16 protein-coding genes and 2 tRNA genes are annotated in these 25941 nt (G+C 64.2%); 7 read left to right on the top strand and 11 right to left on the bottom strand.

Features of this window, described 5'->3' with window-relative positions:
* Positions 1 to 18: 18 nt before the first annotated feature.
* The 6 genes from M2375_RS01555 to M2375_RS01530 all read right to left on the bottom strand — a co-directional run bounded on the left by M2375_RS01555 (position 19) and on the right by M2375_RS01530 (position 3801).
* Positions 19 to 561 carry an ATP/GTP-binding protein gene (locus M2375_RS01555; RefSeq protein ID WP_259163504.1) on the bottom strand — a complete coding sequence of 181 codons (543 nt, stop codon included), beginning with the start codon at positions 559 to 561 and terminating at the stop codon, positions 19 to 21.
* 12 nt (positions 562 to 573) lie between these two features.
* Positions 574 to 1470, bottom strand: a complete 897-nt coding sequence (locus tag M2375_RS01550; RefSeq protein ID WP_259163501.1) for a hypothetical protein — start codon at positions 1468 to 1470, stop codon at positions 574 to 576.
* Between the two features lie 322 nt (positions 1471 to 1792).
* Positions 1793 to 2278 carry a copper chaperone PCu(A)C gene (locus M2375_RS01545; RefSeq protein ID WP_259163499.1) on the bottom strand — a complete coding sequence of 162 codons (486 nt, stop codon included), beginning with the start codon at positions 2276 to 2278 and terminating at the stop codon, positions 1793 to 1795.
* A gap of 152 nt (positions 2279 to 2430) precedes the next feature.
* Positions 2431 to 2506, bottom strand: a tRNA-Lys gene (locus M2375_RS01540).
* Between the two features lie 67 nt (positions 2507 to 2573).
* Positions 2574 to 2649 (bottom strand) — tRNA-Lys (locus M2375_RS01535).
* Positions 2650 to 2823: 174 nt separating this feature from the next.
* Positions 2824 to 3801, bottom strand: a complete 978-nt coding sequence (locus M2375_RS01530) for a GMP reductase (RefSeq protein WP_259163497.1) — start codon at positions 3799 to 3801, stop codon at positions 2824 to 2826.
* Between the two features lie 271 nt (positions 3802 to 4072).
* Between M2375_RS01530 and M2375_RS01525 the strand changes: the two genes are divergently transcribed.
* Positions 4073 to 6523, top strand: a complete 2451-nt coding sequence (locus M2375_RS01525; RefSeq protein WP_259163496.1) for a UvrD-helicase domain-containing protein — start codon at positions 4073 to 4075, stop codon at positions 6521 to 6523.
* A 90-nt stretch (positions 6524 to 6613) separates the two neighbouring features.
* Here the strand turns inward: M2375_RS01525 and M2375_RS01520 are convergent, their stop codons facing one another.
* The 3 genes from M2375_RS01520 to M2375_RS01510 all read right to left on the bottom strand — a co-directional run bounded on the left by M2375_RS01520 (position 6614) and on the right by M2375_RS01510 (position 8991).
* Complete coding sequence (locus tag M2375_RS01520) at positions 6614 to 7411, bottom strand: BPSS1780 family membrane protein (RefSeq protein WP_259163495.1); 798 nt, start codon at positions 7409 to 7411, stop codon at positions 6614 to 6616.
* Positions 7412 to 7544: 133 nt separating this feature from the next.
* On the bottom strand, positions 7545 to 8501 hold the full coding sequence (locus tag M2375_RS01515; RefSeq protein ID WP_259163494.1) for a homoserine kinase: 957 nt from the start codon (positions 8499 to 8501) through the stop codon (positions 7545 to 7547).
* A 127-nt stretch (positions 8502 to 8628) separates the two neighbouring features.
* Positions 8629 to 8991 carry a hypothetical protein gene (locus M2375_RS01510; protein WP_259163493.1) on the bottom strand — a complete coding sequence of 121 codons (363 nt, stop codon included), beginning with the start codon at positions 8989 to 8991 and terminating at the stop codon, positions 8629 to 8631.
* A gap of 52 nt (positions 8992 to 9043) precedes the next feature.
* Between M2375_RS01510 and polA the strand changes: the two genes are divergently transcribed.
* Together polA and M2375_RS01500 are read left to right on the top strand one after the other, a co-directional pair.
* Positions 9044 to 11851 (top strand): DNA polymerase I, encoded by a 2808-nt coding sequence (gene polA / locus M2375_RS01505; protein ID WP_259163491.1) that lies wholly within the window; start codon positions 9044 to 9046, stop codon positions 11849 to 11851.
* Positions 11852 to 12043: 192 nt separating this feature from the next.
* A complete protein-coding gene (locus M2375_RS01500) occupies positions 12044 to 12970 on the top strand; it encodes a ZIP family metal transporter (RefSeq protein WP_259163489.1) in 927 nt (308 codons plus the stop codon).
* 36 nt (positions 12971 to 13006) lie between these two features.
* Here the strand turns inward: M2375_RS01500 and M2375_RS01495 are convergent, their stop codons facing one another.
* Positions 13007 to 13798 (bottom strand): LytTR family DNA-binding domain-containing protein, encoded by a 792-nt coding sequence (locus tag M2375_RS01495; RefSeq protein WP_259163488.1) that lies wholly within the window; start codon positions 13796 to 13798, stop codon positions 13007 to 13009.
* A gap of 65 nt (positions 13799 to 13863) precedes the next feature.
* Positions 13864 to 14898 (bottom strand): sensor histidine kinase, encoded by a 1035-nt coding sequence (locus M2375_RS01490; RefSeq protein ID WP_259163487.1) that lies wholly within the window; start codon positions 14896 to 14898, stop codon positions 13864 to 13866.
* A 122-nt stretch (positions 14899 to 15020) separates the two neighbouring features.
* On the opposite strand from M2375_RS01490, the gene argH reads away from it, so the two are divergent.
* The 4 genes from argH to pbpC all read left to right on the top strand — a co-directional run bounded on the left by argH (position 15021) and on the right by pbpC (position 25923).
* Positions 15021 to 16478, top strand: a complete 1458-nt coding sequence (gene argH, locus M2375_RS01485; protein ID WP_259163486.1) for an argininosuccinate lyase — start codon at positions 15021 to 15023, stop codon at positions 16476 to 16478.
* A gap of 41 nt (positions 16479 to 16519) precedes the next feature.
* Positions 16520 to 17506, top strand: a complete 987-nt coding sequence (locus tag M2375_RS01480) for a Bug family tripartite tricarboxylate transporter substrate binding protein (protein WP_259163485.1) — start codon at positions 16520 to 16522, stop codon at positions 17504 to 17506.
* Between the two features lie 177 nt (positions 17507 to 17683).
* Positions 17684 to 23653, top strand: a complete 5970-nt coding sequence (locus tag M2375_RS01475) for an MG2 domain-containing protein (RefSeq protein ID WP_259163484.1) — start codon at positions 17684 to 17686, stop codon at positions 23651 to 23653.
* Positions 23650 to 25923, top strand: a complete 2274-nt coding sequence (gene pbpC / locus M2375_RS01470; protein ID WP_259163482.1) for a penicillin-binding protein 1C — start codon at positions 23650 to 23652, stop codon at positions 25921 to 25923. Before M2375_RS01475 ends, pbpC begins: the two co-directional genes overlap by 4 nt.
* Positions 25924 to 25941: the final 18 nt, after the last annotated feature.

Here is a 25941-nt window from a genome sequence, read left to right as displayed (position 1 = left end):
GGGCTGGGCCCTGCTGTGTCAGGGCTGCTGGATTTCGTCTGGCAGCATGGCCGCAATGATGTCCAGCGTATCGAGCATTTGAGAGGGGTTGCGCGGATCGGCGCTGAGCACGGGAACCGCGCATTGCGCATGTGCAGAAAGCCGTACCGTGAACATCTCCTGCTGCGTTGCCGAGGCAGGGCGGGCGATCAGCACGACGATGGCCTGGATATTGGGTGCGGCGTGGCACTGCTGAATCAGGTCGATGGTTTGCTCCATGGCCTGGGGGTCATGGATGTCGACCATGACCACGGCCCCGAAAGCCAGCGACAGCGCCCATTCACGGACAAAATCGTAGCGATCCTGGCCCGGGCAACCATAGACTTGCAGCGTGTCCTCGTCATCGAGCTTGATCTCCCCAAAATCCAGCCCCACCGTGGTCGTCTCCTTGGCGTGGGCTTGCTTGTCGAGATTGGGGACATCGCATTCAATGGCCAGGCTGCCGCAAAGGCTGCGAATGGCCGTTGTTTTGCCAATGCCCATAGGGCCCAGCAGCACGATGCGTTTGATGGGGTGGTGCATGCCGTCCTCCCGTCAGGTGGGGTTGTCGCCAGCCCGGTTTTGGCCGATCCAGCGACTCAGTTGTCGAAAAAGGCCTCGGGTCTTGCCTGTGGCGGAAGCCGGCAAGGCAGCCGAAGGGGCGGGGCTTGCGAGAGATTCAAGCGCAGCGGCAGCGGCCGCCGGAGGCGCGGTTTCCAGCAGCACGCCTTTGCCGCGCAACACTTGCAGCACGCGCAGGATTTCGCTGCGCTGCAGCTGGGTGCGCTCGCCCAACTCTTCGATGCTGCGATCGGCGGAGATCATTGCGGCGAGCAATTGGCGGTGGGTCTGGTCCGCCATGCTGCCCGTCAGCTGGGTCCAGCGCTTGATGCGAAAGCGGGTGCCAGCGGCAGGTTCGCTGCCAACGGCTACCACCGCTGCGGCAGCAGGGGTGGCCACGGCTGGCGGCTCGATGGCTGGCTCGGCCACTGCTAATACCGGTTGGGTCAGGTCGGTGGCCTTGAGGAAGGCGGCATCGGCATTCTTGAGCTGGACGTCATGGGCCAGGGTCATGCTGTGCTGGCGGCGGTTTTTCAGCGTCTCGCGCAGGCGCTTGCCATGGGCTTGTACGCTGATGTGCTCCAGCAACTGGGTCAAGCGCCCCACGCTGTAGTCAGGTGGCAACTGGGCATCGATCTGGTCAGGCCACTGGGCACGCAAGGCCTGGGCCTGGTCGTCGGTGGCAATCAGCAGCACGAAGGAGCTGTTGGAGCGGTTGCGGATGGCGTCAGGCGCGCTCTGGGCATCGATCACCCACAGCTCGGTGGCAGGCTTGGCGGCCTGCGCAGGCTGCTTGTCGCGCCAGTGCTTGGCCGCGACTTCAAACAAATAGCTGAAGCGTAGTTGATGGGCTTCACTCAAGTGGGCGGCATGCAGGATCAACTCGGACATAACAACTCTCCCTAGCACATTCACCGTCAAGCGCTGCGAAAATGGCCGTCAGATGCGGGCTCCGGGGCCCCGCATGCTGGTTGTTCCATTTTCAAAGCTTGTAATAATATGTCAATATATTGGATATATTAATATCAAATAATTGATGAATGGCAACTATAGTTTGATCTCTATGCCAGTCTAAGTGCTGGCGCCTGAAAAGTGTAACTACCTTTCTTGGCTACGATGTGGTGAAGCCGCAGGTCCACATCCCAGATGTATACAAAGGCTTATCTAGTAATCAAATAAACAACAGGGCTCTTGGCCCTGGTGTTGGAGTCATTCAGTGCTGGTGCGCACCGGAGTGCGGTTGATGGCCAGCCGCCGCTGCGGGCGCCAGTGCGCGCACCGGTGCGCGCACGGCAATGCGTTCTTTGGCGCCATCCTCGTGCAGCACTTCCAAGGTCAGATCGATGTTGTCGCCTGCCGCCAAAGGCTTTTTCAGGCCCATGAGCATGATGTGGTAGCCGCCCGGCTTGAGGCTTACCGTCTGGCCGCTGGGCAGGCTGACGCTGGGAACGGCGCGCATCTTCATCACATTGTCTTCCATGCGCATCTCATGCACCTCGGCGGTGCTGGCGGCATCGGTGGTCACGCTCAGCAGCTGGGCGTTGTCATGCGCGGAGCGCAAATCCATGAACACGCCGGAGGCCTGCTGCTGCGCGACGGTGGCACGCGCCCAGGGATTGCTGACCGTGACATGCGCATAAGCACTGGATGCCGTTGCAAAGGCGAGGGCGGCGAGCAAGGAGGGGAGCAGGGGGCGCATGGCGTGGAGGGTAGAAAAGTGTCAGAGGAAGGTCGATGCCTGCATTCTACAAGCGCAGTTCCATGGCAGCCCTTCACACAGGAGACTGCGGGTTGCGCGAATGGAAGAGGGAAATAAAAAACGGCCTAGGCGTTTGCCTAGGCCGTCGATCTTGGTGGGCCCTGAGTGATTCGAACACTCGACCAACGGATTAAGAGTCCGCTGCTCTACCAACTGAGCTAAGAGCCCGAAACGCTTGCACCTTGGAGTGCTTTTGTTTCGGCGGTTTGCGTTTTCAATCGCAAGCCAGGATATGTGGTGGGCCCTGAGTGATTCGAACACTCGACCAACGGATTAAGAGTCCGCTGCTCTACCAACTGAGCTAAGAGCCCACATATTTTGCTGTCAGCAGTGCGCTGCAGCAAGCCTTGTATTATGCACTAATTTTTACGCTTGCTCGGAAAAATACCGATATCAATGCTGGTTTTTTCCGGCAGGCCCGCAGTGCTGGAGACAAAAAATGGCCCGGACACTGCCGGGCCGTCTGCGCTTGCCCCAGGCAAGTCTTACATCAGCAGATGTTCGCCGGCATTGTCGCCGCCCAGGATCACATAGTTCACCTTGCGGATGTCCATCAGCTGCTTGCCGCCTGCATAGCTGATGGAAGACTGCACATCCTGCTCCATCTCGATCAAGGTGTCTTGCAGCTTGCCCTTGATGGGTTCGAGGATGCGCTTGCCTTCGACGTGCTTGTACTCGCCCTTGTTGAAGTCACTGGCCGAGCCGTAGTACTCTTTGAACAGCTCGCCGTCGAGCTCGACCGTCTTGCCGGGCGACTCTTCATGGCCGGCAAACAGCGAGCCGATCATCACCATGGTGGCGCCAAAGCGGATGCTCTTGGCGATGTCGCCATGGCTGCGGATACCGCCGTCGGCAATGATGGGCTTGGTCGCCACGCGCGCGCACCACTTGAGCGCCGACAGCTGCCAGCCGCCGGTGCCAAAACCCGTCTTGAGCTTGGTGATGCAGACTTTGCCCGGGCCCACGCCCACCTTGGTGGCATCGGCGCCCCAGTTTTCCAGGTCGATCACGGCCTCGGGGGTGGCCACGTTGCCGGCGATCACAAAGGCCTCGGGCAGCTTTTCTTTGAGGTAGCCGATCATGTTCTTCACGCTGTCGGCATGGCCGTGGGCAATGTCGATGGTGATGTATTCGGGGCAGATGTCGTCGGCCACAAAGCGGTCGACTACCTCGTAGTCTGCTTGCTTGACGCCCAGCGAGATGGAGGCGAACAGGCCTTGCGACTGCATGGCCTTGGTGAAGGCCAGGTTGTCGATGTCAAAGCGGTGCATCACATAGAAGTAGCCGTGTTGCGCCAAAAACTTGCAGATCTTCTCGTCCAGCACCGTCTTCATGTTGGCAGGCACCACCGGCAGGCGGAAGGTGCGGTTGCCGAGCACGACGCTGGCGTCACATTCCGAGCGGCTTTCCACGCGGCACTTGCGGGGCAGCAAAAGAATGTTGTCGTAGTCGAAGATTTCCATTTGATTCCAAGCTCCATGAAAGGTCACCGCAAACTATTTCGCGGTGATGGGGCGCTTGGCTTGGAGACCGGCTTTTTGGGGGAGCACTTCGCATCGGAAGGTCCTGGATTGCGCTGTTGCAGGCGCAAAAAAACCGGGTCACAAGAAACTTGGGCCCGGTGACTGATTCTAGCAGCATGCGCCGGCTTTGCAAAAGCCTTGGCAGCCGCTGCAGTATGCGTCAGCGCCGCGCGGGCATGCTGGCCCTGGCTGATCTCCCTACAATGGCGGCATGGATTCGAATGATTTGTTTGCGCTGCCGTCTGGCGCGGGTAGCACGGGGCAATTGCCGCTTCTCAATGGCCTTAACGACGAGCAGCTGGCCGCTGCCACCTTGGAGGGTGGCCATGCCTTGATTCTGGCCGGCGCCGGCTCGGGCAAGACCCGGGTGCTGACCACGCGCATTGCCTGGTTGCTGCAGACCGGCCGCGCCACGCCTGGCGGCATCTTGGCGGTGACCTTCACCAACAAGGCCGCCAAAGAGATGCTCACCCGCCTGTCGACCATGCTGCCCATCAATGTGCGCGGCATGTGGATTGGCACCTTCCACGGTCTGTGCAACCGCATGCTGCGGGCGCATTACAAATCGGCCAACCTGCCCCAGGCCTTCCAGATCCTGGACACGCAAGACCAGCTCTCGGCGGTCAAGCGCCTGTGCAAGCAGTTCCAGGTGGACGAAGAAGCGCTGCCGCCCAAGCAGCTGCAGTATTTCATCAGCGGCTGCAAGGAAGAGGGCCTACGCCCCTCGGATGTGCAGGCGCGCGACATGGCCGAGCGCAAGAAGGTGGAGCTGTACCAGCTCTATGAAGAGCAATGCCTGCGCGAGGGCGTGGTGGATTTTGGCGAGCTGATGCTGCGCTCCTACGAGCTGCTGCGCGACAACCTCCCCATCCGCCAGCACTACCAGCACCGTTTTCGCCACATGATGGTCGACGAGTTCCAGGACACCAACCGCCTGCAGTACCTCTGGCTCAAGCAGCTGGCCGGCGACATGGTGGGTGGCCAGTTCCAGTCGCACAGCAGCGTGATTGCGGTGGGCGATGACGACCAGAGCATCTACGCCTTCCGGGGTGCGCGCGTGGGCAATATGCAGGATTTTGTGCGTGAGTTCGATGTGCGCCAGCAGATCAAGCTGGAGCAGAACTACCGCAGCTACAGCAATATTCTTGACAGCGCCAATGCGCTGATCAGCCACAACAGCAACCGCCTGGGCAAGAACCTGCGCACCGACCAGGGCCCGGGCGAGCCGGTGCGCGTGTCCGAGAGCGCGACCGACATGGCCGAGGCGCAGTGGATGGTCGAGGAGATCAAGTCGCTGGTCAAAAGCGATGGCGTGGCGCGCAGCGAGATCGCCGTGCTTTACCGCAGCAATGCCCAGAGCCGGATTCTGGAAACCAGCCTGTTCAATGCCGGCGTGGCCTACCGCGTGTACGGCGGGCTGCGCTTTTTCGAGCGGGCGGAAATCAAGCATGCGCTGGCCTATCTGCGCTTGCTGGAGAACCCGCACGACGACACCAGCTTTATGCGGGTGGTGAACTTTCCGCCGCGCGGCATTGGCGCCCGCACCACCGAGCAGTTGCAAGAAGGGGCGCAGGCCGCCGGCTGCTCCTTGTACGACGCAGTGACCGCCGTAGCTGGCAAGGCAGGCACCAAGCTGCAGTCCTTTGTCGCGATGGTGGATGTGCTGCGTGAGGAAACCCAGGGCAAGACCTTGCGCGAGACCATCGAGCGCATGCTGGTGGTGAGCGGCCTGATCGAGCACTACCAGAGTGAAAAAGAAGGCGCGGACCGCATTGACAACCTGGGTGAACTGGTCACGGCGGCAGAGAGCTTTGTCACCCAGGAGGGCTTTGGCAAGGATGCCGTGGCCATCCCCTTGGATGAGCAGCAGGCCATGGGCGTGCCAGGCAGCGGGCAAAGCCCCGTCAGCCAGGGGCTGGACCCGGATGCGCCAGCGCTCGATATCCAGCTGCCCGATGCCGCCAATCCGGCCATGGTGAACCCCGATACCGGCGAGACCTTGTCGCCGCTAGTGGCCTTCCTGACCCATGCCGCGCTGGAGGCTGGCGACAACCAGGCGCAAGCCGGCCAGGATGCCGTACAGCTGATGACGGTGCACGCCAGCAAGGGGCTGGAATTTGATGTGGTGTTTATCGGCGGGCTGGAAGAAGGCCTGTTCCCGCACGAGAACGCGATGACCGACACCGGCGGGCTCGAAGAAGAGCGCCGCCTGATGTATGTCGCCATCACCCGGGCGCGCAACCGCCTGTACCTGAGTACCTCGCAGACCCGCATGCTCCATGGCACCACGCGCTACAACGTGCGCAGCCGCTTTCTTGATGAGCTGCCCGAAGAGGCGCTCAAGTGGCTGTCACCCAAGCATTCGGGCTTTGGCAGCGGCATGGGCAGTCTGGCTTATGGCGGCGGCGGTGGCCGTTCGTCCAGCGGCGGCGGTTATGGCGATGCGGCCCCCAGCATGTGGGGCAAGACCCCCGTGCCGGCGCAAAAGGCCGAGCCTGCGCATGGCATCAAAAAGGGCGCCAATGTCTTCCACAACAAGTTCGGCGAGGGCAAGGTGCTGGCCGTTGAAGGCAGCGGCGACGATGCCCGCGCCCAGGTCAACTTTCCGCGCCACGGCACCAAGTGGCTGGCGCTGTCGGTGGCCAAGCTGACGGTGGTGTAAAGGCCAGCGCCCGCAGTAGCGGGCCAAGTGGCAGGCATAAAAAAGCCCGGGCTGTGTGGAACAGGCCGGGCTTGCGGGATGCGGTGAGGTTCAGAGCGCGACGCTGTCGCTCTGCTCGGGTGCCTCAAAGCAGTCGCGAAAGCTGAACACCACCGAGGTCAGAAACATGGCGGCCAGCATCAGCGAGCCGGCAATGGCGATGGCCCCTGCCGCCCAGGCACCGAGCAGCGTGCCCAGCAAGGCTGACAACAGCGCCATGGCAATGCCAAAGCCAATGCCCACGGCCATCCAGGCCAGGCCAAACATGGTGAAGGCGCCGATATTGCGGCTGCAGGCAATCAGGCTGAAGAACACGGCCTTGATGGCAGGCACGCGATGCCAGTAAATCAGGCCGGGTGCATGCCAAAACAGCAAGGACAGCGGAATGTACAGCAGCATGGTGGCAAACATGGCCTGCTGAAAGGCGGGCTGCTCGACGATCTCGCGCGTGATCTCGCCGCCCATCAGGTTCAGCCGCGCGAACTGGCCGCCGTCAAACAGCGCGGAAAAGCCCAGCACCAGCAAAAAGGACAGCGCATAGAACACACCGAGCACGATGAAGGCGTTGCGGCGCTCCTTGTCCATGCGCAAGGCGGCCAGCACCACCGGCAGGCTGGGGCGCGTGCCTTGGGTGGCCAAGGCGGCGCCAATCATCATGCACAAGGTGGAGACTGGCAGCAAGGCCAGCGCAATGAAGGTGCCTGCAATCGGAATGGCCCCGATCAGGGACATCACCATCATCGACAAAAAGAACAGCGAGGTCAGGGCCAGGGCCTGTGTCTTGAAGGTTTTGAAGCCGTCTTGCACCCAGGCAACACCCTGGCGGGCAGTGGCGATACGAAGTTTCATGCACCAGCGCGCTGCAGCGCGGGCTGCAGCGATAAAAAATCAAAGGGGATGGCGCACTGTAACCCATGCGCCCATGGGGCAGGCGCCTATGTGGGCATGGTCTGGCCGGCAGCCGCCGCCTTTGCCTGCCGCTTCAGCGCAGCTGGTAGGGCGTGGCCAGGCGCTCGCGCAGCACCCGCTCGAAATGGGTGGGGTCGTGGGGCTTGAGCAGCGAGGCTTCGCGCGGCAGGTAGAAATCCCACAGGCGCGAGATCCAAAAGCGCAGCGCGCCTGCGCGCAGCATGGCGTTGAGCAGCTCGCGCTCGCAGGCCTGCAGCGGGCGCACGACCTGGTAGGCGGCCAGCAGCGCATCGGCGCGGGGCTTGTCGATGGCACCCGTGGCCAGGTCGATGCACCAGTCATTGACGACCACGGCAATGTCGAACAGCCAGGTATCGACTCCGGCGAAATAGAAGTCGAAGATGCCCGTCAGGGTTTCGCCCTCGAACATGGCGTTGTCGCGGAACAGGTCGGCATGCACGGGGCCACGCGGCAGCGCGGTATAGGCCGAGCTTTGTGCCACATGGTTCTGGTAGGCCAGCTCGCTGCGCAGCAGCTCGGCAGTGGCGGTATCCAGGTAGGGCAGTACCACCGGCACCGTCTCGTTCCACCAGGGCAGGCCACGCAGGTTGGGTTGCTGGCGCGGGTAGTCGAGCGCGGCCTGGTGCATCTTGGCCAGTACTTCGCCCAGCGATTGGCAATGCGCCGCCTGGGGCGCCAGCTGGCTCTTGCCGGGCAGCTTGCCGACGATGGCGGCTGGCTTGCCCTCCACCTGCAGCAGGATGTCGCCGGTCTTGCCATCGGCCTGGGGCTCGGGCACGGGCACGCCGGCCTTGGCCAGGTGCTTCATCAGGTACAGGTAGAACGGCAGTTGGTCGGCGCGCAGGCGCTCGAACAGGGTCAATACATACTCGCCCTGGCTGGTGGTCAGAAAGTAGTTGGTGTTTTCAATACCGCCTTCAATACCGCGCAAGGAGACGAAATCGCCCAGCGGGACGCGTTTGAGCAAGGCCTTGGCAGCCTTGTCGGAAACTTCGGTGAAAACAGCCATGGGTGTATATCGTCACTACAAAAACAAGGCCAGCCTCGGTGGCTGGCCTGGCCCGCATGCTGGCGGGAGCAAAGACGCGATTATCGCAAGCCTGCGTGAGTACAGGCTAATTGCTGTGGTATCTGGATCAGAAATTGCCGATGTTCCAGACGCGCTTCTTGTTCTGGGTCTCGCCAAAACCATCGGGGCGGCTGCGTGCGCCATCGGTGGGCTTGACCTCATAGGCTGGCATATTGCCCATCTTGGGCTGCACATGGATGCTCTGGGTCTGGCCGCCAATGCGTACCTCGTCGATGCGGCTGCCCGAATCTTCCACCCGGATGTATTCGGCCTTCTGGTTGTACTTGTCCGTCGCCGGGGCTGCATCGGCAGGGGCCGCAGGCTGGGCGGCGGGTTGCTCAGCCGGGGCTGCGGGTTGCTGGGCCAGCGCAGGGGCTGCCAGCACCAGGGCCAAGGCCTGGGCGATAAAAGAAGTGGTGATTGCGCGCATGACTCAATTGTAAGTTGTCGCCCGGTGTTTGCGTACCGGGCACAATGTCAATATGCGTAATCCTCCTACTTTAGTGCTGGTGGACGGTTCCAGCTATCTGTACCGTGCCTACCATGCCATGCCCGATCTTCGTGCGGTCCCCGGCGATGCTGCCAGCCCGGCCACCGGGGCCATCCGGGGCATGATCAACATGATGCAGGCGTTGCGTAAAGACATACAGGCCGAGTACGCGGTCTGTGTGTTTGATGCCAGCGGCCCGACTTTCCGCGACACGCTCTACACCGAATACAAGGCCACCCGTTCGCCGATGCCCGACGACCTGCGCTCGCAGATCGCCCCCATCCACGAGGTGGTACAGCTGCTGGGCTGGAAGATTCTGGCCGTGCCCGGCGTCGAGGCCGACGACGTGATCGCCACCCTGGCGCAGATGGCTGCCGCACAGGGCATCCAGGTCATCGTCTCCAGCGGCGACAAGGATTTGAGCCAGCTGGTCAATGAGCATGTGACCATCATCGACACCATGAACGGCAAGCGCCGCGATGTCGCCGGGGTCACGGCCGAGTTTGGCGTGCCGCCGTCGCAGATGGTGGAGTACCAGGCCCTTGTGGGCGATACGGTGGACAACGTGCCCGGCGTCAGCAAGGTAGGCCCCAAGACCGCTGCCAAGTGGCTGGAGGAGCACGGCTCGCTCGACCAGTTGATCGCCAAAGCCGATACGATCAAGGGCGTTGCCGGCCAGAACCTGCGCGATGCCATCGCCAGCGGCCAGTTGGCGCTCAGCCGCCAGCTGGTGACCATGAAGACCGACTGCGCGCTGGACGACTACATCCAAGGCTTGCCAGCGCTGGACGCCGTGGCCTTGGGCGAGCCCGATGCCACGGGCTTGGTGCCGTTTTATGAGCAATATGGCTTCAAGGGCTTGGCCCGGTCGCTGGGATCGGCGGCGGCAGCCCCTGCGGCCAGCAAGGCAGCAGCCGCCAGCCCGGCCGGCCAGGCGGGCCTGTTTGACAGCGACGATGCAGCGGCGACCGAAGTCGCCATCGTGGCCCAGCAGCGCGATGTGGTCTACCACACCATCCTGACCGAGGCCGAGCTTGACGCCTGGCTGCTCAAGCTCCAGGCAGCCGAGCTGACGGCGCTGGACACCGAAACCGATTCGCTCGATGAAATGCAGGCCCGCATCGTCGGTATCTCTTTCAGCGTGCAAGTGGGCGAGGCCGCGTATGTGCCGCTGCGCCATGAAGGCCTGGATGTGCCCGAGCAACTGCCGCTGGACCTGGTGCTGGCCAAGCTCAGGCCTTGGCTGGAAGACGCCAGCAAAAAGAAGCTGGGCCAACACGTCAAATACGACCAGCATGTGCTGGCCAACCACGGCATCCGCGTGCAAGGCTATGCGCATGACACCATGCTGCAGTCCTATGTGCTCGAAGCCGACCGCCCCCACAACCTGGGCAGCCTGGCGCTGCGCCACACCGGCCGCACGGGCATCAGCTACGAAGACCTCTGCGGCAAGGGCAAGGGCCAGATCCCGTTTGCCCAGGTGCCGGTGGACAAGGCGGCAGCGTACAGCTGTGAGGATTCCGATCAGACCCTGGACGTACACCGCGTGCTGTGGCCGCGCATCGAGGCCAACGCTGGCCTGGCGCACATCTATGCGCTGGAGATGCAGACCAGCGAAGCACTGTTCCGCATCGAGCGCAACGGCGTGCGCATAGATGCGCCCGAGCTGGCGCGCCAGAGCAATGACCTGGGCCGGCGCATTCTGGCGCTGGAGGCCGAGGCCTATGAGATCGCTGGTCAGCAGTTCAACCTGAGCAGCCCCAAGCAGCTGGGCGAGATATTTTTTGACAAGCTGGGCCTGCCGGTGGTGAAGAAAACCGCCACCGGTGCGCGCAGTACCGATGAAGAAGTGCTGGAAAAACTGGCCGAAGACTACCCGCTGCCGGCCAAGATCCTGGAGCACCGCTCGCTGTCCAAGCTCAAAGGCACCTACACCGACAAGCTCGCGCAGATGGCCCTGCCCAGCGATGGCCGCGTGCACACCCACTATGCGCAGGCGGTGGCCGTCACCGGCCGCTTGTCCAGCAACGACCCCAACCTGCAGAACATTCCCGTGCGCACCGCCGAAGGCCGGCGCATCCGCGAAGCCTTTGTCGCGCCCGAGGGCAAGCTGATTGCCAGCGCAGACTATTCGCAGATCGAGCTGCGCATCATGGCCCACCTGTCAGGCGACGAGGCGCTGCTCAACGCCTTCCGCGATGGGCTGGATGTGCACCGCGCCACCGCCGCCGAGGTGTTTGGCGTGACCGTGGACCAGGTCAGCAGCGAGCAGCGCCGCTATGCCAAGGTCATCAACTTTGGTCTGATCTACGGCATGAGCAGCTTTGGCCTGGCCAAGAACCTGGGCATTGAGACCAAGGCAGCGGCGGCTTACATCGACAAGTACTTCCAGCGCTACCCCGGCGTCAAGCGCTACATGGAGCAGACCGTGGAGCTGGCCCATACGCAGGGCTATGTCGAGACCGTGTTTGGCCGGCGCCTGGTGCTGCCCGAGATCAATGGCGGCAACGGCCCGCGCAAGAAAGCGGCCGAGCGCGCCGCCATCAACGCGCCGATGCAGGGCACCGCGGCGGACCTGATCAAAAAGGCCATGGTCGCCGTGCAGGCCAAGCTCGACGCGGACAATCCTGATGTGCTGGTCATCATGCAGGTGCACGATGAACTGGTGTTCGAGCTGCCCGCTGCCGAGCAAGACTGGGTGCGCAGCGAGATCCCCGCCATCATGGCTGGGGTGGCCGATCTGAAGGTGCCTTTGCTGGCAGAAATCGGCTTTGGCCCCAACTGGGAAAAAGCCCACTGACGCCGACGCCCCAAGCCCTGCAGCGCCCACAGGATTTGGGGCAGTTAATGCAACTGCGTTGCAACAAGTGCTACTATGCGCGGCATGTTTGAGGGGGCAGCGGTGCCCGGCGGCTGCGTAGATCTGCAGTACGCAGGCCCGTGTGGAAGCAGGCGTATCGGTTAAGCCTGGCCCCTGCTGAAGGATGGTTTCATGACTTTGATAGCGATTGTGCTGGCGACCTTGGCCGCTGGTTTGGGCAGCGTGTGGGTGGCCGCCGTGCTGATGCGCACGGGCATTGGCAGCCAGGGCAGCCGTTTTGGTGCGCAGCACCTGCTCAGCCTGGCCGCTGGCGCGCTGCTGGCCACGGCCTTTGTGCATTTGCTGCCCGAGGCTTTTGAGAGCCACATCAACCCCAAGGCGCTGTTTGTGGTGCTGCTGCTGGGCTTGGTGTTCTTCTTTTTGCTGGACAAGGCCGAGCTTTGGCACCACGGCCATGAGCACCGCCACGCTTTGCCCGAAGAGCGCGGCCACGCGCATGACGGCCATGCCGATGCGGCGCATGGCCATGGGCACGACCACCACCATGCCCACAACAACAGCGCAGGCCGCTGGTCGCTGCTGACCGGTGACAGCGTGCACTGCTTTGGCGACGGCATCCTGATTGCTTCGGCCTTCATGGCCGATATGTGGCTGGGCATTGTGGCGGCGATATCGGTGCTGGCCCATGAGGTGCCCCACCACATGGGTGACCTGGTGGTGCTGTCAGGCAATGGCAGCAGCAGCCAAAGCAAGATCGCGCTGCTCAAGCTATCGCTGGCAGGCGCAGTCACCGCGCTAGGCGGCGTGGTGGGCTATTTTCTGGTCAGCTCGCTGGCCGATTTTCTGCCGTATTTTCTGGCCATTGCATCGAGCAGCTTTATCTATGTGGCGCTGGCCGATCTGATCCCGCAGCTGCAGCGCCAGCTGACGGCCAGGCAAACCGTGCAGCAGGTGGTTTGGCTGGCGGTGGGCATGATCGTGGTCAGTGCCGTCAGCACCTGGGCACATGGCGACCATGAGCATGGCCATGCCCATGAAGGCACTGAGCAGCATGAAGCCCATGAACCCCATGGGGACCACGACGGCCACAAGCACTGAGCGGGCGAGGGGTGCCAGGCCTGCCGCAGTGCCTAGTCAATCGCCGGCGCGCAGGCCGTTCTTGTTGGCCAGCAAGGCCCGCACCACGGGCAGCTGGCGGCGCGATACCAGCAGCACATCCCCGATACCAAACAGGCGCAGCTGCCAGCCGTCGCTGTCGTCGATGTCGTAGGCTTTTTCCAGGCAGCGTATGGCCGCCGGCGCCACCAGTGCATTGCGGTGAACGCGCAGGTAGCGCTTGGCAAAGCGCGCCTCCAGGTCGTTGAGGCTGCCGGACCACAGGTATTCATGCGTGGCGGTGCGCACCGTCACATATTTCAGCTCGGATTTGAAATACAGCACCTCGGCCAGGCGCACCCGCTCGGTACGGCCCCGGTCGGTGATCAGCAAGGTGTCGGCATCAGGGTCTGCCTCAGCCGGGCTGGGAGCGCTTTGCAAGGCACGGGCATGGGCCACCAAGCGCACCTTGTGCAGCGCTGCGGCCAGCCGCTCGCGCCGCACGGGCTTGGTCAGGTAGTCAGCGGCATTGACTTCGAAGGCGCTCAGCGCATGCTCGGGGTGGGCGGTGACAAACACCACAGCCGGGCCGGCGGGGGGCAAGGTTTGTAGCTGGCGCGCCAAATCCATGCCACTGGGGCCGGGCATGTGGATATCCAGCAGCAGCACATCAAAGGCCTGGCCCAGCGCCGCCGCGCTGGCCAGGGCGTGCAGCGCCTCCGGCACATTGGCGGCCTCTTGCACCGCCTCAGGCGCTGGCGTCATCTCGACGAGCAGGCGCCGCAGGCGGCTTCTGGCCAAGGCTTCATCATCCACAATCAATACTCGCATGGGCGACTATGCTAGCGGAGCCGGGGGCTGCCTGCCAACACCGGCCGTCGTGTATTTGCGCCCGCTCAAGCCGGAATGCTGATGCGCACCATGTAAATGCCGTCCTTGCTGCTGGCCTTGAAGTCGTACTCCAGGTCGTAGAGCAGGCGCAGGCGCTTTTTCACATTCAGGATCGCGGTGCCCGTGCCTGCGCGGCGCTCGGGCTGCGGGGTGCTGAAAGGGCGCGGCGTGGTGTTGATGATCTGGATCTGCACCATCTTGCCCCGGCGCCGCGTGGCAATGCTGATGCGGCCATGGCCGTGGCTGGGCTCGATGCCGTGCTTGACGGCGTTCTCCACCAGCGGCTGCAAGAACAAGGGCGGCACGGTGGCGTCATCGGCGCGCGAATCCAGGTTCCAGCGCACCGCCATGCGGTCGTCAAAGCGGATCTGCTCGATCGACAGGTAGCGCCGTGCCAGCATCACCTCTTCGGCCAGGGTGGAGGCCTCGCGCTTTTCGGTCAGCGCATGGCGGAACAGATCGCTCAGGTCTTCGAGCATGGCCTCGGCTTTTTGCGGATGGTCCTGCACCAGCGCGATGGCACTGTTGAGCGCGTTGAACAGAAAATGCGGCCGGATGCGCGCTTGCAGCTCGGCCAGGCGTGCGGTGGTGGCCGCAGGCGTGCGGGCCTGGGCACGCCACTGCAGGCCTACCACCACCATGGCAGCCAAAAAGCCGCCGGCCGCGGCGCTGGCCAGCCAGGCGGTCTCGGCCGCCATCGTGGTCCATTGGTAGAGCAAGGCGGCCAGCAGGCCGCAGACGATGCCCAGTGCCGCACCCGCCAGGTACTGCACGCGGGTGCTGCAGCGCTGCAGCAGCTTTTTCTGCTGGCAGGCCAGCACCAGCCATAACAGGCTGGCGGGCAGCACCACGGCGGTGAGCAGGGCCAGCCGGAAAAACCAATCCACCGCGCTGCTGGCGCCAAAAGCGGCGGCAATGGCCACCACCGTCTCGACCAAGGCCACCGTGCGGCCGATCACGCTGGCCGTGCAGGCATCGAACACATAGGCCGTGCCGACGATGGCTTCGCGCGGGGCAGGATTAGTTGATGTTGCTGGCATGGTCGTGCAGGGTCGATAAAATCCTGGTTTTTCGCCCAGGGCTTCGGCGGGCCACAGGCACAGCACCGGGGGCTGTGTTTCCGCAGCGCAACTGGCAGCTTAACCCGAATATTGCGACCTTCATGTCTACACCACAAGCTTCGTCTCCTTCGCACAACCAGCTCGATTCCAAGTCCGAAGCCTGGTCGGCGCTGTTCTCCGAACCCATGAGCGATCTGGTCAAGCGCTACACCTCCAGCGTGTTTTTTGACAAGCGCCTGTGGCAGGCCGACATCCAGGGCAGCCTGGCCCATGCACAAATGCTCTGCGCCCAGAAGATCATCGGCGCGCAGGACCTGGCCTCCATCGAGCAAGGCATGGCGCAGATCACCTCAGAGATTGAAGCGGGCAGCTTTGAATGGAAGCTGGACCTGGAAGACGTGCACCTGAACATCGAAGCGCGCCTGACCCAGCTGGTGGGCGATGCCGGCAAGCGCCTGCACACCGGCCGCAGCCGCAATGACCAGGTCGCCACCGATGTGCGCCTGTGGCTGCGCGCTGAGATCGACCTGATCGAAGGCCTGCTGGGCGAGCTGCAGCGGTCGCTGGTCGAAGTGGCCGAAAAGAACGTGGAGGTGATCCTGCCGGGCTTTACCCACCTGCAGGTGGCCCAGCCGGTGAGCTTTGCCCACCATCTGCTGGCCTATGTGGAAATGTTCAAGCGCGATGCCGAGCGCATGCTGGATGTGCGCAAGCGCGTCAATGTGCTGCCCCTGGGCTCTGCCGCCCTGGCCGGCACCACCTACCCGCTGGACCGCGAGCGTGTGGCCCAGACCCTGGGCATGGAGGGTGTTTCGCAGAACTCGCTGGACGGCGTTAGCGACCGCGACTTTGCCATTGAATTCACCGCAGCGGCTTCGCTGTGCATGGTGCACATCAGCCGCCTGTCCGAAGAGCTGATCATCTGGATGAGCCAGAACTTTGGCTTTGTGCGCATTGCCGACCGCTTCACCACCGGCTCGTCGATCATGCCGCAGAAGAAGAACCCCGATGTGCCCGAGCTGGCGCGCGGCAAGACCGGCCGTGTGGTGGGCCACCTGATGGGCCTGATCACCTTGATGAAGGGCCAACCCCTGGCCTACAACAAGGACAACCAGGAAGACAAAGAGCCGCTGTTCGACACCGTCGATACCCTGAAGGACACCTTGCGCATCTTCGCCGAGATGATGGGCGGCCAGGTCAACCCAGCGACCGGTGCCAAGGAAGGCGGCATCACCGTCAATGCCGACAATATGCGCGCCGCTGCGCTCAAGGGCTACGCCACCGCCACCGATCTGGCCGACTACCTGGTCAAGAAGGGCCTGCCTTTCCGCGATGCGCACGAGACCGTGGCCCATGCCGTCAAGCTGGCCACACAAAAGGGTGTGGACCTGACCGAGCTGCCCCTGGCCGAGCTGCAGGCCTTCAACCCGAACATCGAAGCCGATGTGTTCGAGGCGCTGAGCCTGGAAGGCTCGCTCAATGCGCGCAATACCCTGGGCGGCACGGCGCCCGCGCAGGTGCGGGCCCAGCTGGCCAAGCACCGCGTGCGTCTGGCATAAGCCTTGCTTGAACGGTTCTTCTTGATTCCTGAAAGCTAAGCATGTCCTTGCGCCGCCGCCATTTCTCCCAACAACTGCTGGCCGCCGCTGCGGCCGGGAGCCTGGCAGCGCCTAGCTGGGCGGCGGGCTACAACAAGGGCAAGCCGGTGCGGCTGCTGGTGGGCTTTCCGCCGGGCGGCGGCACCGACGTGATCGCGCGTCTGCTGGCCGAGAAGATGAAGGACAGCCTGGGCACCTCGGTGGTGGTGGAGAACAAGCCTGGCGCGGGCGGCCAGATTGCGGCCCAGATCCTCAAGGCCTCGCCGGCCGATGGCGCCACCTTTTTTGTCACCCACGACCACACCATCTCCATCCTGCCCCAGGTTGTCAAAAACCCGGGGTTTGACCCGCATGCGGACTTTGTGCCGGTCGCCGGTTTTGCCAGCTTTGTCAATGCGCTGGCGGTCTCCGAAGGCCTGGGCGTGCGCAGCTTCGAGGCCTATCTGCAGTGGATCAAAAAGCAGGGCGGCAAAAGCGCAGTCGGCATTCCGGCGCCGGCATCGACCCCGGAGTTTCTGGTGCGCGTGCTCAACCAGCGCTTCAAGACCGATTTGGTCGCCGTGCCCTACCGGGGCAGCGCGCCCATGCTGGCCGACATGATGGGCAACCAGATCCCAGCGGGCATTGGCTCGGTGCAGGATTTCATCGAAAGCCACAAGGCCGGCAAGATCCGGGTGCTGGCGGTGCTGGGCGGCAAGCGCCAGCAGGCCTTGCCCGATGTGCCCACCTTCAGTGAGCTGGGCCTGCCCGGTCTGGAAGATATGCCGTACTACGGCATGTATGCCGCCGCTAGCACGCCACCCGAGATGGTGCAGGCGGTATCGCAGGCCGTGGCCAAGGCGGTGGCCGCCCCTGATGTGCATGCGCAGCTGGTGGGCATGGGCCTGAGCGTGGGCTATATGACCGCCGAGCAATTGCTGGCACGCGAGCGTGCCTACTCGGCCGTCTGGAGCCGCATCATTCGCGACAGCGGCTTCCAGCCCCAATGAGGGCCTGGGCGGCGTGCCGATAGCAGTGCAGACCCCTGCACCTAGCCCTGGCAAGCCACAAGCCCAATAAATAGGCTCATCTTGTTGCCAAATGAAACACCCGGCTGCCCTAGGCAGCCAGCCAACACTGGCGCAGGCTAATTTTGGTACGCTCTCACCATCCTAGGGGAGAGCTCCGTGAATACAACATTACAACGCTGGCTGGTCGGCGCAGGCTGGGCTGCGCTCGGCCTGTCGGCCCATGCCACATCCATCACATCGGTGTCACCGCAGGGCGAGGTGGCCCGGGTACGGCAAATCGTGGTCAAGTTCGATGCGGCCGTGGTGCCGATGGGCGACCTGCGTGCGCCCGCCCCCGTCAAGGTGGACTGCGACAACAAACAGGCCTTGGGCCAGGGCACGGGCCGCTGGACGGGGCCCCGGGAATGGGTCTTTGACCTGGCCGATGACCTGCCACCCGGTGTGCGTTGCACGGTCGACAAGCTTGCCAGCCTCAAGGATGCGGCCGGCGAGCCAGTCAAAGGCGCTGCCCAGTACCGCTTTGGCACTGGCGGGCCGTCGGTGACGCGCATGGCACCCAGCAGCTACGAAGAACTCGACAGCCGCCAGTTCTTTGGCCTGCAGTTCAATGCCGATGTGGTGAGCTCCACGGTGCAGGACAGCACCTGGTGCACGGTCAAGGGCATTGGCGAGCGCATTCCGGTGCGCATTTTGAGCGCCTCGGAATCGGACGGCTTCATGCAAAGCCAGTTTGGCCCCGATGCGCTGCAGCAAAAGCCGCGCCGCCATGTGGCCTTGCAGTGCCAGCGGGCCTTGCCCGAAGGCGCGCAGATGAGCCTGGTGGTAGGGGCCGGGGTGAGCACGGACAACGGCGTCAAGCAAAGCCGTGAACGCCGCTTTGACTTCCAGGTGCGCCCGCCGTTCACGGCGGAGTTCAGCTGCGAGCGCGCCAATGCGCAGGCCGGTTGCCTGCCGATTCGCCCGCTGAACCTGTTCTTCAGCGCACCGGTGGACCGCAAGCTGGCCGAGACCATCATCCTGGAGACCGCCAAGGGCAAGCTCAAACCCAGCTTCCCCGATGATGGCGAGGCCAGCGAAGTCAGCCGGCTGCAGTTTGCGCCGCCATTTGCTGAGAAAGAGGCCATGCGCATTGTGTTGCCGGCGGGCTTCAAGGATGAGGCCGACCGGCCCCTGGCCAATGCCAACCTGTTTCCACTCCAGGTGCAGGCGGGCCTGATGCCGCCGCTGGCCAAGTTTGCTGCCGCGCCGTTTGGCGTGGTGGAGCGTTTTGCCGAAGGCGACAAGGGCCCGGCCATGTTCCCGGTGACCTTGCGCAATGTGGAGCACGACCTGCAGATCAGCGGCCTGGCGATCGAAGACAAGGGCACCGTCTCCACCTTGCAGCTGCAAAGCGATGCCGACATCATCCGCTGGTACCGCAAGCTGCAGCGCTATGACAACTGGCAGGTCAGCCGCAAGCAGGCCGCGCTGGACAGCAAGAGCCCGCTGCCCAATGTGCTGCCCGATGGCGACAAGCACCATGTCGAGACGCGCATGCTCTCGCTGCTCGAAGGCCAGGCCAACGGCAAGAAGCTCGCCCTGCCCAAGACCGACAGCAAGGACCCGCGCCCCTTCGAGGTGGTGGGCATTCCGCTAGAGACCGGCTTCCATGTGGTGGAGATCGCCTCGCCGATGCTGGGCGATGCACTGCTCAACGCCGACTACGACAGCAGCCGCCGGGTGATGTATGTGCGCAGCTCCGCGCTGGTGACCAATCTGGCCGTGCATTTCAAGCTCGGGCGTGAAAACGCCATGGCCTGGGTGACCAGCCTGGACAAGGGCAAGCCGGTGGCCAATGCGCAGGTGCGTGTCTCCACCTGCGATGGCAAGACCCTGGTGCAGGCCACCACCGACAAGGAAGGGGTTGCGCGCTTTGACAAGCTGGACACCCAGACATCGGTGCGCTGCAATTCAAGCGTTGAGAGCGACACAAGCGCGGCCTACTTTGTCAGTGCCCGCGCCACGGTCGATGGCAAGGCTGACATGGCCTTTGTCTGGAGTGACTGGCAGCGGGGCATCGAGAGCTGGCGCTTCAACCTGGAGACCGACAGCAGCCCGCAGCAGGACTTGGTGGCCCACACGGTGCTGGACCGCAGCTTGCTGCGCGCAGGCGAGACGGTGTCGATGAAGCATCTGATCCGCGCCCAGACCATGGGCGGCCTGGGGCTGCCCACGAAAGAGCAGCTGCCCGACCAGGTGCTGGTCACCCACCAAGGCAGCAACGATGAATTTGTGCTGCCCATCAGCTGGAGCCGTCCGGGCCAGGGCCTGTCGGCGGTCTCGGAGTTCAAGATTCCCAAATCCGCCAAGCTGGGCACCTACAGCGTCACCCTCAAAGGCGGCAAAGGCAAATGGGGCACTGCCGAGATGCAGACCACCTCGTTCCGGGTGGAAGAGTACCGCTTGCCGGTGTTCAAAGGCAGTGTGACGCCCGACCTGCCTGCACCGATTGTGCAGCCCGAGAAACTGGGCGCCCAGGTGCAGCTGTCTTACCTGTCCGGTGGCGCAGCGGCCAAGGAGGCGGTCAAGGTGTCGGCGGCGATCCAGTCGCATGCGGTGAGCTTTGAGGACTACGACACCTTCTCCTTCGGCCGGCCCTACCTCAGCCGCAAGCTGCCCGGTGCAGGCAACGACGGCGAAGACTACAGCAATGACCGCCGCGTGATTGCCGACAAGCTGGCCCTGACCCTGGACGCCAATGGCGTGGGCAAGGTGGTGATCGACCAGGTGCCCACCTCGGTGGCGCCGCAGGATCTGCTGCTGGAAGCGAGCTTCTCCGACCCGAATGGCGAGGTACAGACCATCAGCAACCACAGCGTGATCTGGCCCGCCTCGGTGGTCGCCGGCATCAAGGCCGAGAACTGGGCTTCTACCGATAAAAAACTCAGCTTCCAGGCGCTGTCGCTCACGCCTTCGGGCAAGCCGGCCTCGGGCGTCAAGCTGCAGGTGCGGGCCGTGGCGCGTATCGTTACCTCCACGCGCAAGCGAATGGTGGGCGGCTTTTACAGCTACGAGAACCATGAGAGCTACAAGGACCTGGGGGTGGTCTGCAGCGGCAAGAGCGATGCCAAGGGCTTGCTCGCCTGCAGCACCCAGCTGAGCGAAGGCGGCGAGACCGAGTTGATTGCCGAAGCCACCGACGACAAGAACCGCAGCGCCAAGGCGGCGACCTCGGTCTGGGTGACCAAGCAAGGCGAGCTGTGGTTTGGCGGCGAGGATAACGACCGCATGGACCTGCTGCCGGAGAAAAAATCCTACAAGGCGGGGGATACCGCCCGCTTCCAGGTGCGCATGCCCTTCCGCGAGGCCACGGCCTTGGTGACGGTGGAGCGCGAAGGCGTGCTGTACAGCCAGGTCATTACCTTGCGCGGCGATGACCCTACCGTCCATCTGAAGGTGCAAGAGGGCTGGGGCCCGAATGTCTATGTCAGCGTGATGGCCCTGCGTGGCCGCCTGCGCGAGGTGCCTTGGTACAGCTTCTTCACCTGGGGCTTCAAGTCACCGCGTGAATGGTGGACCTCGTTCTGGTACGAGGGCAAAGAATACGTGGCACCCACCGCCTTGGTCGACCTGTCCAAGCCCGCCTACCGCCTGGGCGCGGCCGAAATACGCGTGGGTATTGCCGACCGCCAGCTGGCGGTGACCGTCAAGAGCGACAAGGAAAGCTACCGCATCCGCAATACCGCCAAGGTCACCATCGAAGCCAAGCTGCCCAATGGCAAGCCGGCAGCGGGCGCGGCCGTGTCGGTGGCCGCCGTGGACCAGGCCTTGCTGGAGCTCAAGAGCAATGACACCTGGGCGCTGCTCGAAGCCATGTACCAAAAGCGGTCCTGGGGGGTGGAAACCTCCACCGCGCAGATGGAGATCATTGGCCGGCGCCACTACGGCCGCAAGGCGGTGGCAGCGGGCGGCGGCGGCGGCAATGGCCAGACCCGCGAGCTGCTCGACACCTTGCTGCTGTGGCAGCCCAATGTGGTGCTGGATGCGAATGGCCGCGCCGAGGTGGATGTGCCGCTCAACGATGCGCTGACCAGCTTCAAGATCGTGGCCGTGGCCGAGAGCGGGCTGGAGCTGTTTGGCACCGGCAGCACGCAGATCCGCACCTCGCAGGAGCTGCAGATCATCAGCGGCCTGCCGCCGCTAGTGCGCGATGGCGACCGCTATGACGCCCAGGTTACCCTGCGCAACACCACCAGCAAGCCCATGCAGGTGCTGGTGACCCCCAAGGCCACCTTGCTGCAGCTGGAGCCGCAGACCGTGGAAGTGGCGGCCAATGAGGCCCGCACCGTGAGCTGGAGCGTGACGGCGCCAGTCGACATGTCGCAAAGCCGCCAGGGCGAGCTGCTCTGGGAGATCAGCGCCAAGGACAAGCAGGGCGACGCGGCCGATGCGCTCAAGGTGAGCCAGCGCGTGGTGCCCGCTGTGGCGGTGGAGACCTTGCAGGCCACCCTGGTGCAGCTGGACGGCAGCCTGGACATGCCCGTGAGCGCACCGGCCGATGCCTTGCCCGGCCGGGGCGGTTTGAAGCTGTCGCTGGTGCCGCGCCTGGCCGAAGGCCTGCCGGGTGTGCGTGACTGGTGGCGTGCCTACCCGTATGCTTGCCTGGAGCAGACCACCAGCAAATCCATCGGCATGCAGGATGCAGCGCTGTGGAAGAGCACGATGGAGCGCCTGCCCACCTACCTGGATGGCGATGGCCTGGCCAACTACTTCCCGCCGCAAGCGGGCAGCAGCAACACCGGCAGCGATGCGCTGACCGCCCACCTGCTGCAGGCCGCTTTCGAGATGAAGCGCATCGACCCGGCCTTTGCGATCCCCGCAGCGCCGCTGGGCCGCATGCAAGACGCGCTGGCCCGCTTTATCGATGGCCGCATCGAGCGCAAGTTCTGGAGCCCGCGCTCTGACCTGGAGGTGCGCAAGCTGGCCGCCATCAACGCTTTGGCGCTGTATGGCAAGGCGCAGCCACGCATGCTGACCAGCATCCAGATTTCGCCCAACGACTGGCCCACCCAGACCGTGGTGGACTGGCTGTCCATCCTGGGCCACATGAAGGATGCGCCCAACCGCAGCAAGCTGATGGAAGAGGCCAACCAGATCCTGCGTGCGCGCCTGAGCTACCAGGGCACCAAGGTGCTGTTCGCCAATGAGAACAACGACTACTGGTGGTGGCTGATGCAAAACGGCGATACCACCCTGGCGCGCTTCCTGCTGGTGGTGATGGATGACCCGGCCTGGAAGGACGACATGCCGCGCCTGGCCAGCAGCTTCATCAGCCGCCAAAAGAGCGGTGCCTGGATGACCACCACGGCCAACCTCTGGGGCGCGCTGGCGCTGGAGCGCTTCTCGCGCACCTATGAGTCGATCCCGGTGACCGGCACCACCGAGGCCAGCATGGCCGGCAAGTCCGGCACGGTGGACTGGAGCCGCGTGACCAAGGCGCAGGACGCCATCGAGCTGCTGGCACAAGGCGCCAAGCACACGCCCGGCCCGACCGAGCAGGTGGCGCAATGGCTGAACAACACGATCGACCTGCCCTGGGCCCCTGGCAACCAGAGCCTCAAGGTGCAGCAAAAGGGCACCGGCAAGCCCTGGCTGACGGTGCAGTCGCAGGCGGCCGTGCCGCTCAAGCAGTCGCTGTCGGCGGGTTACACCATCAGCAAGACGGTGGTGGCGGTGGAGCAGGCCAACAAGAACCTGCCCGCCGGCCAGTACACACGCGGCGATGTGCTGCGCGTGACCCTGGAGGTGAATGCCAGCGCCAACATGACCTGGGTGGCGATCACCGACCCGATCCCGGGCGGTGCCACCATCCTGGGCAGCGGCCTGGGCCGGGACTCGGCGCTGTCCACCGCGGGCGAGAAATCGACCGGCTGGGGCTGGAAGGCTTTTGAGGAGCGGTCTTTCGAGAGCTACCGCGCCTACTACGGCTACCTGCCGCAGGGCAAGCTCAGCCTGCAGTACAGCTACCGGGTCAACAACACGGGTGAGTTTGCATTGCCATCGACCCGCGTCGAGGCACTGTATGCGCCCGAGATGTTTGGCATGGCACCCAACCCCAAGGTGACGGTTGTGCCCGTCGCGCCATGAGGCTGCGGCGCATAGCCCGCTGGCGGGCGCTGGCCCTGGTCTGCCTGGTGCAGGCACCGCTGGCCCAGGCCGTGCCCAGCTTTGGCGAGGTGCGGCAGGATTTCAGCTCGTCGGAGACGCGGGTGCTGTCGCGCGAAGGCGAACTGCTGCAGAGGGTGCGCACTGACAGCACGGTGCGCCGGGGCGACTGGGTGGCCCTGGGCGATGTATCGGCTGCGCTGCGCACCGCCATGCTGCTGAGCGAGGACAAGCGCTTTTACGAACATGCCGGTGTGGACTGGGCCGCCGTCACATCGGCCGCCTGGGGCAACCTCTGGAACCAGCGCACGCGCGGGGCCAGCACCATCAGCATGCAGCTGGCGGGCCTGCTCGATGGCGACTGGCGCCGCAGCAGCGGTGGCCGCTCGGTGGTGCAAAAGGTGGGGCAGACGGTGGCCGCCCAGGTGCTGGACCGGCGCTGGCAGAAAACCCAGATCCTGGAGGCCTACCTGAACCTGGTGCCGTTCCGGGGCGAGCTGGTGGGCATCGATGCGCTGTCGCGCACTTTGTTTGACAAGGCCCCGCATGGCCTGGACGACCGCGAGGCGGCGGTGGCTGCCGCCCTGGTGCGCGCCCCCAATGCGCGGGCTGTGCAAGTGGGCCAGCGCGCCTGCGGCGTGCTCAAAGAGATGCGGCGCGACCCGAAAGTGGATTGCGAGGCGGTGGTGTTTTTCACCGAAGTGGCGCTGAAAAAGCGCGCCTTTGACGCCAGCGAAGGCATTGCCCCGCATTTCAGCCGCATCGCGCTGCGCGAGGCGCGCCAAGCCACGTCGTCTGGTACGGCGAACAAGCCGCCTGCAGCCGCCAGCCTGCGCACCACCTTGAGCGCGCCGCTGCAGCGCTTTGCGGTGGACAGCCTGGACCAGCATTTGCAGGCGCTGCGCAGCAGCAATGTGCAAGATGGCGCGGTGCTGGTGCTGGACAACGCCAGCGGCGAGGTGCTCGCCTGGGTGGGCTCATCGGGCGCACTGAGCCAGGCGCAGGCGGTGGATGCGGTGCTGGCGCCGCGCCAGCCGGGCTCCACCCTCAAGCCCTTTCTCTACGGCCAGGCGATTGCCGAGCACAAGCTGACTGCCGCCTCGCTGATCGAGGACTCGCCCGCCCGCATTCCCACGGCCAGCGGCCTCTATATTCCGCAGAACTATGACCGCAGCTTCAAGGGCTGGGTGTCGGTGCGCACGGCGCTGGGCGCGTCGCTCAATGTGCCGGCGGTGCGCACCTTGGTGATGGTCGGTGTGGACGATTTCTTTGACCAGCTGGTGCGCCTGGGCATGCCCATGCGCGAGAGCGGCAGCTATTTTGGCTACAGCCTGGCGCTGGGCAGCCCCGATATTCCGCTGGTGCAGCTGACCAATGCCTACCGCGCGCTGGCCAATGGCGGGCGCTACAGCCCGGTGGCCTATACGCGCGGCGGCAAGCCCGCGTTCCGCCAGGCCATGGATGCCGGCGCCGCCTATGTGGTGGGCGATATGCTGGCCGATACCAATGCCCGCGTGCGCACCTTTGGAATGGACAGCGTGCTGGGCACGCGCAGCTGGGCGGCGGTGAAAACCGGCACCAGCAAGGACATGCGCGACAACTGGGCCGTGGGCTGGTCGGACCGCTACACGGTCGGTGTCTGGGTGGGCAATGCCAGCGGCGAGGCCATGCATTCGGTCAGTGGCACCAGTGGTGCGGCGCCCGTCTGGGCCAGCATCATGGCCTTTTTGCACCAGGGCCAGCCCAGCCGCGCGCCCAAGCCACCGGCAGATCTGCGCGCGCAGTGGGTGGATTTTGGACCGGCGCCGGCTGGGCAATCAGGTGCCGGTTTTGCGCTGGAAGCCCGGCGCGAGGAATGGTTTCTGGCCGGCACCGCGCAGCCGCGCTTTGCGCTCGATGGCCAGGCCACCGGGGTCGATGAAATGGTGGGTGGGCGCAGCGTAGCCGGGCGATCCGCCGACAGCACTAGCTCGGCAGCACCGCCTGCCGTGCGCATTCTGGCCCCCGCCAACGGCACGATTGTGGCGGTGGATCCGGACATTCCGCCCGACCGCCAGCGCCTGCAGTTTGTCGCCGATTCGGCCTCTGCCCGCTGGCGCATTGATGGCAAGGATGTCGCGCGCGGCGCACGCTGGGCCTGGCTGCCCTGGCCGGGCCGCCACCAGGTGGAGCTGGTCAATGCCCAGGGCGAGGTGCTGGACAGCATTCGGCTGGAAGTGCGCGGCGCCGGGGTCAAGCACTCCAAGCGCTAAAGCTGGCAGCAGCCACCC

The sequence above is a fragment of the Comamonas sp. BIGb0152 genome (assembly GCF_024809975.1).
Classification (GTDB): Bacteria; Pseudomonadota; Gammaproteobacteria; order Burkholderiales; family Burkholderiaceae_C; genus Comamonas.
The sequence above is the reverse complement of the archived record's forward strand: the minus strand, read 5'-3'. Positions and strand labels throughout refer to the sequence as shown.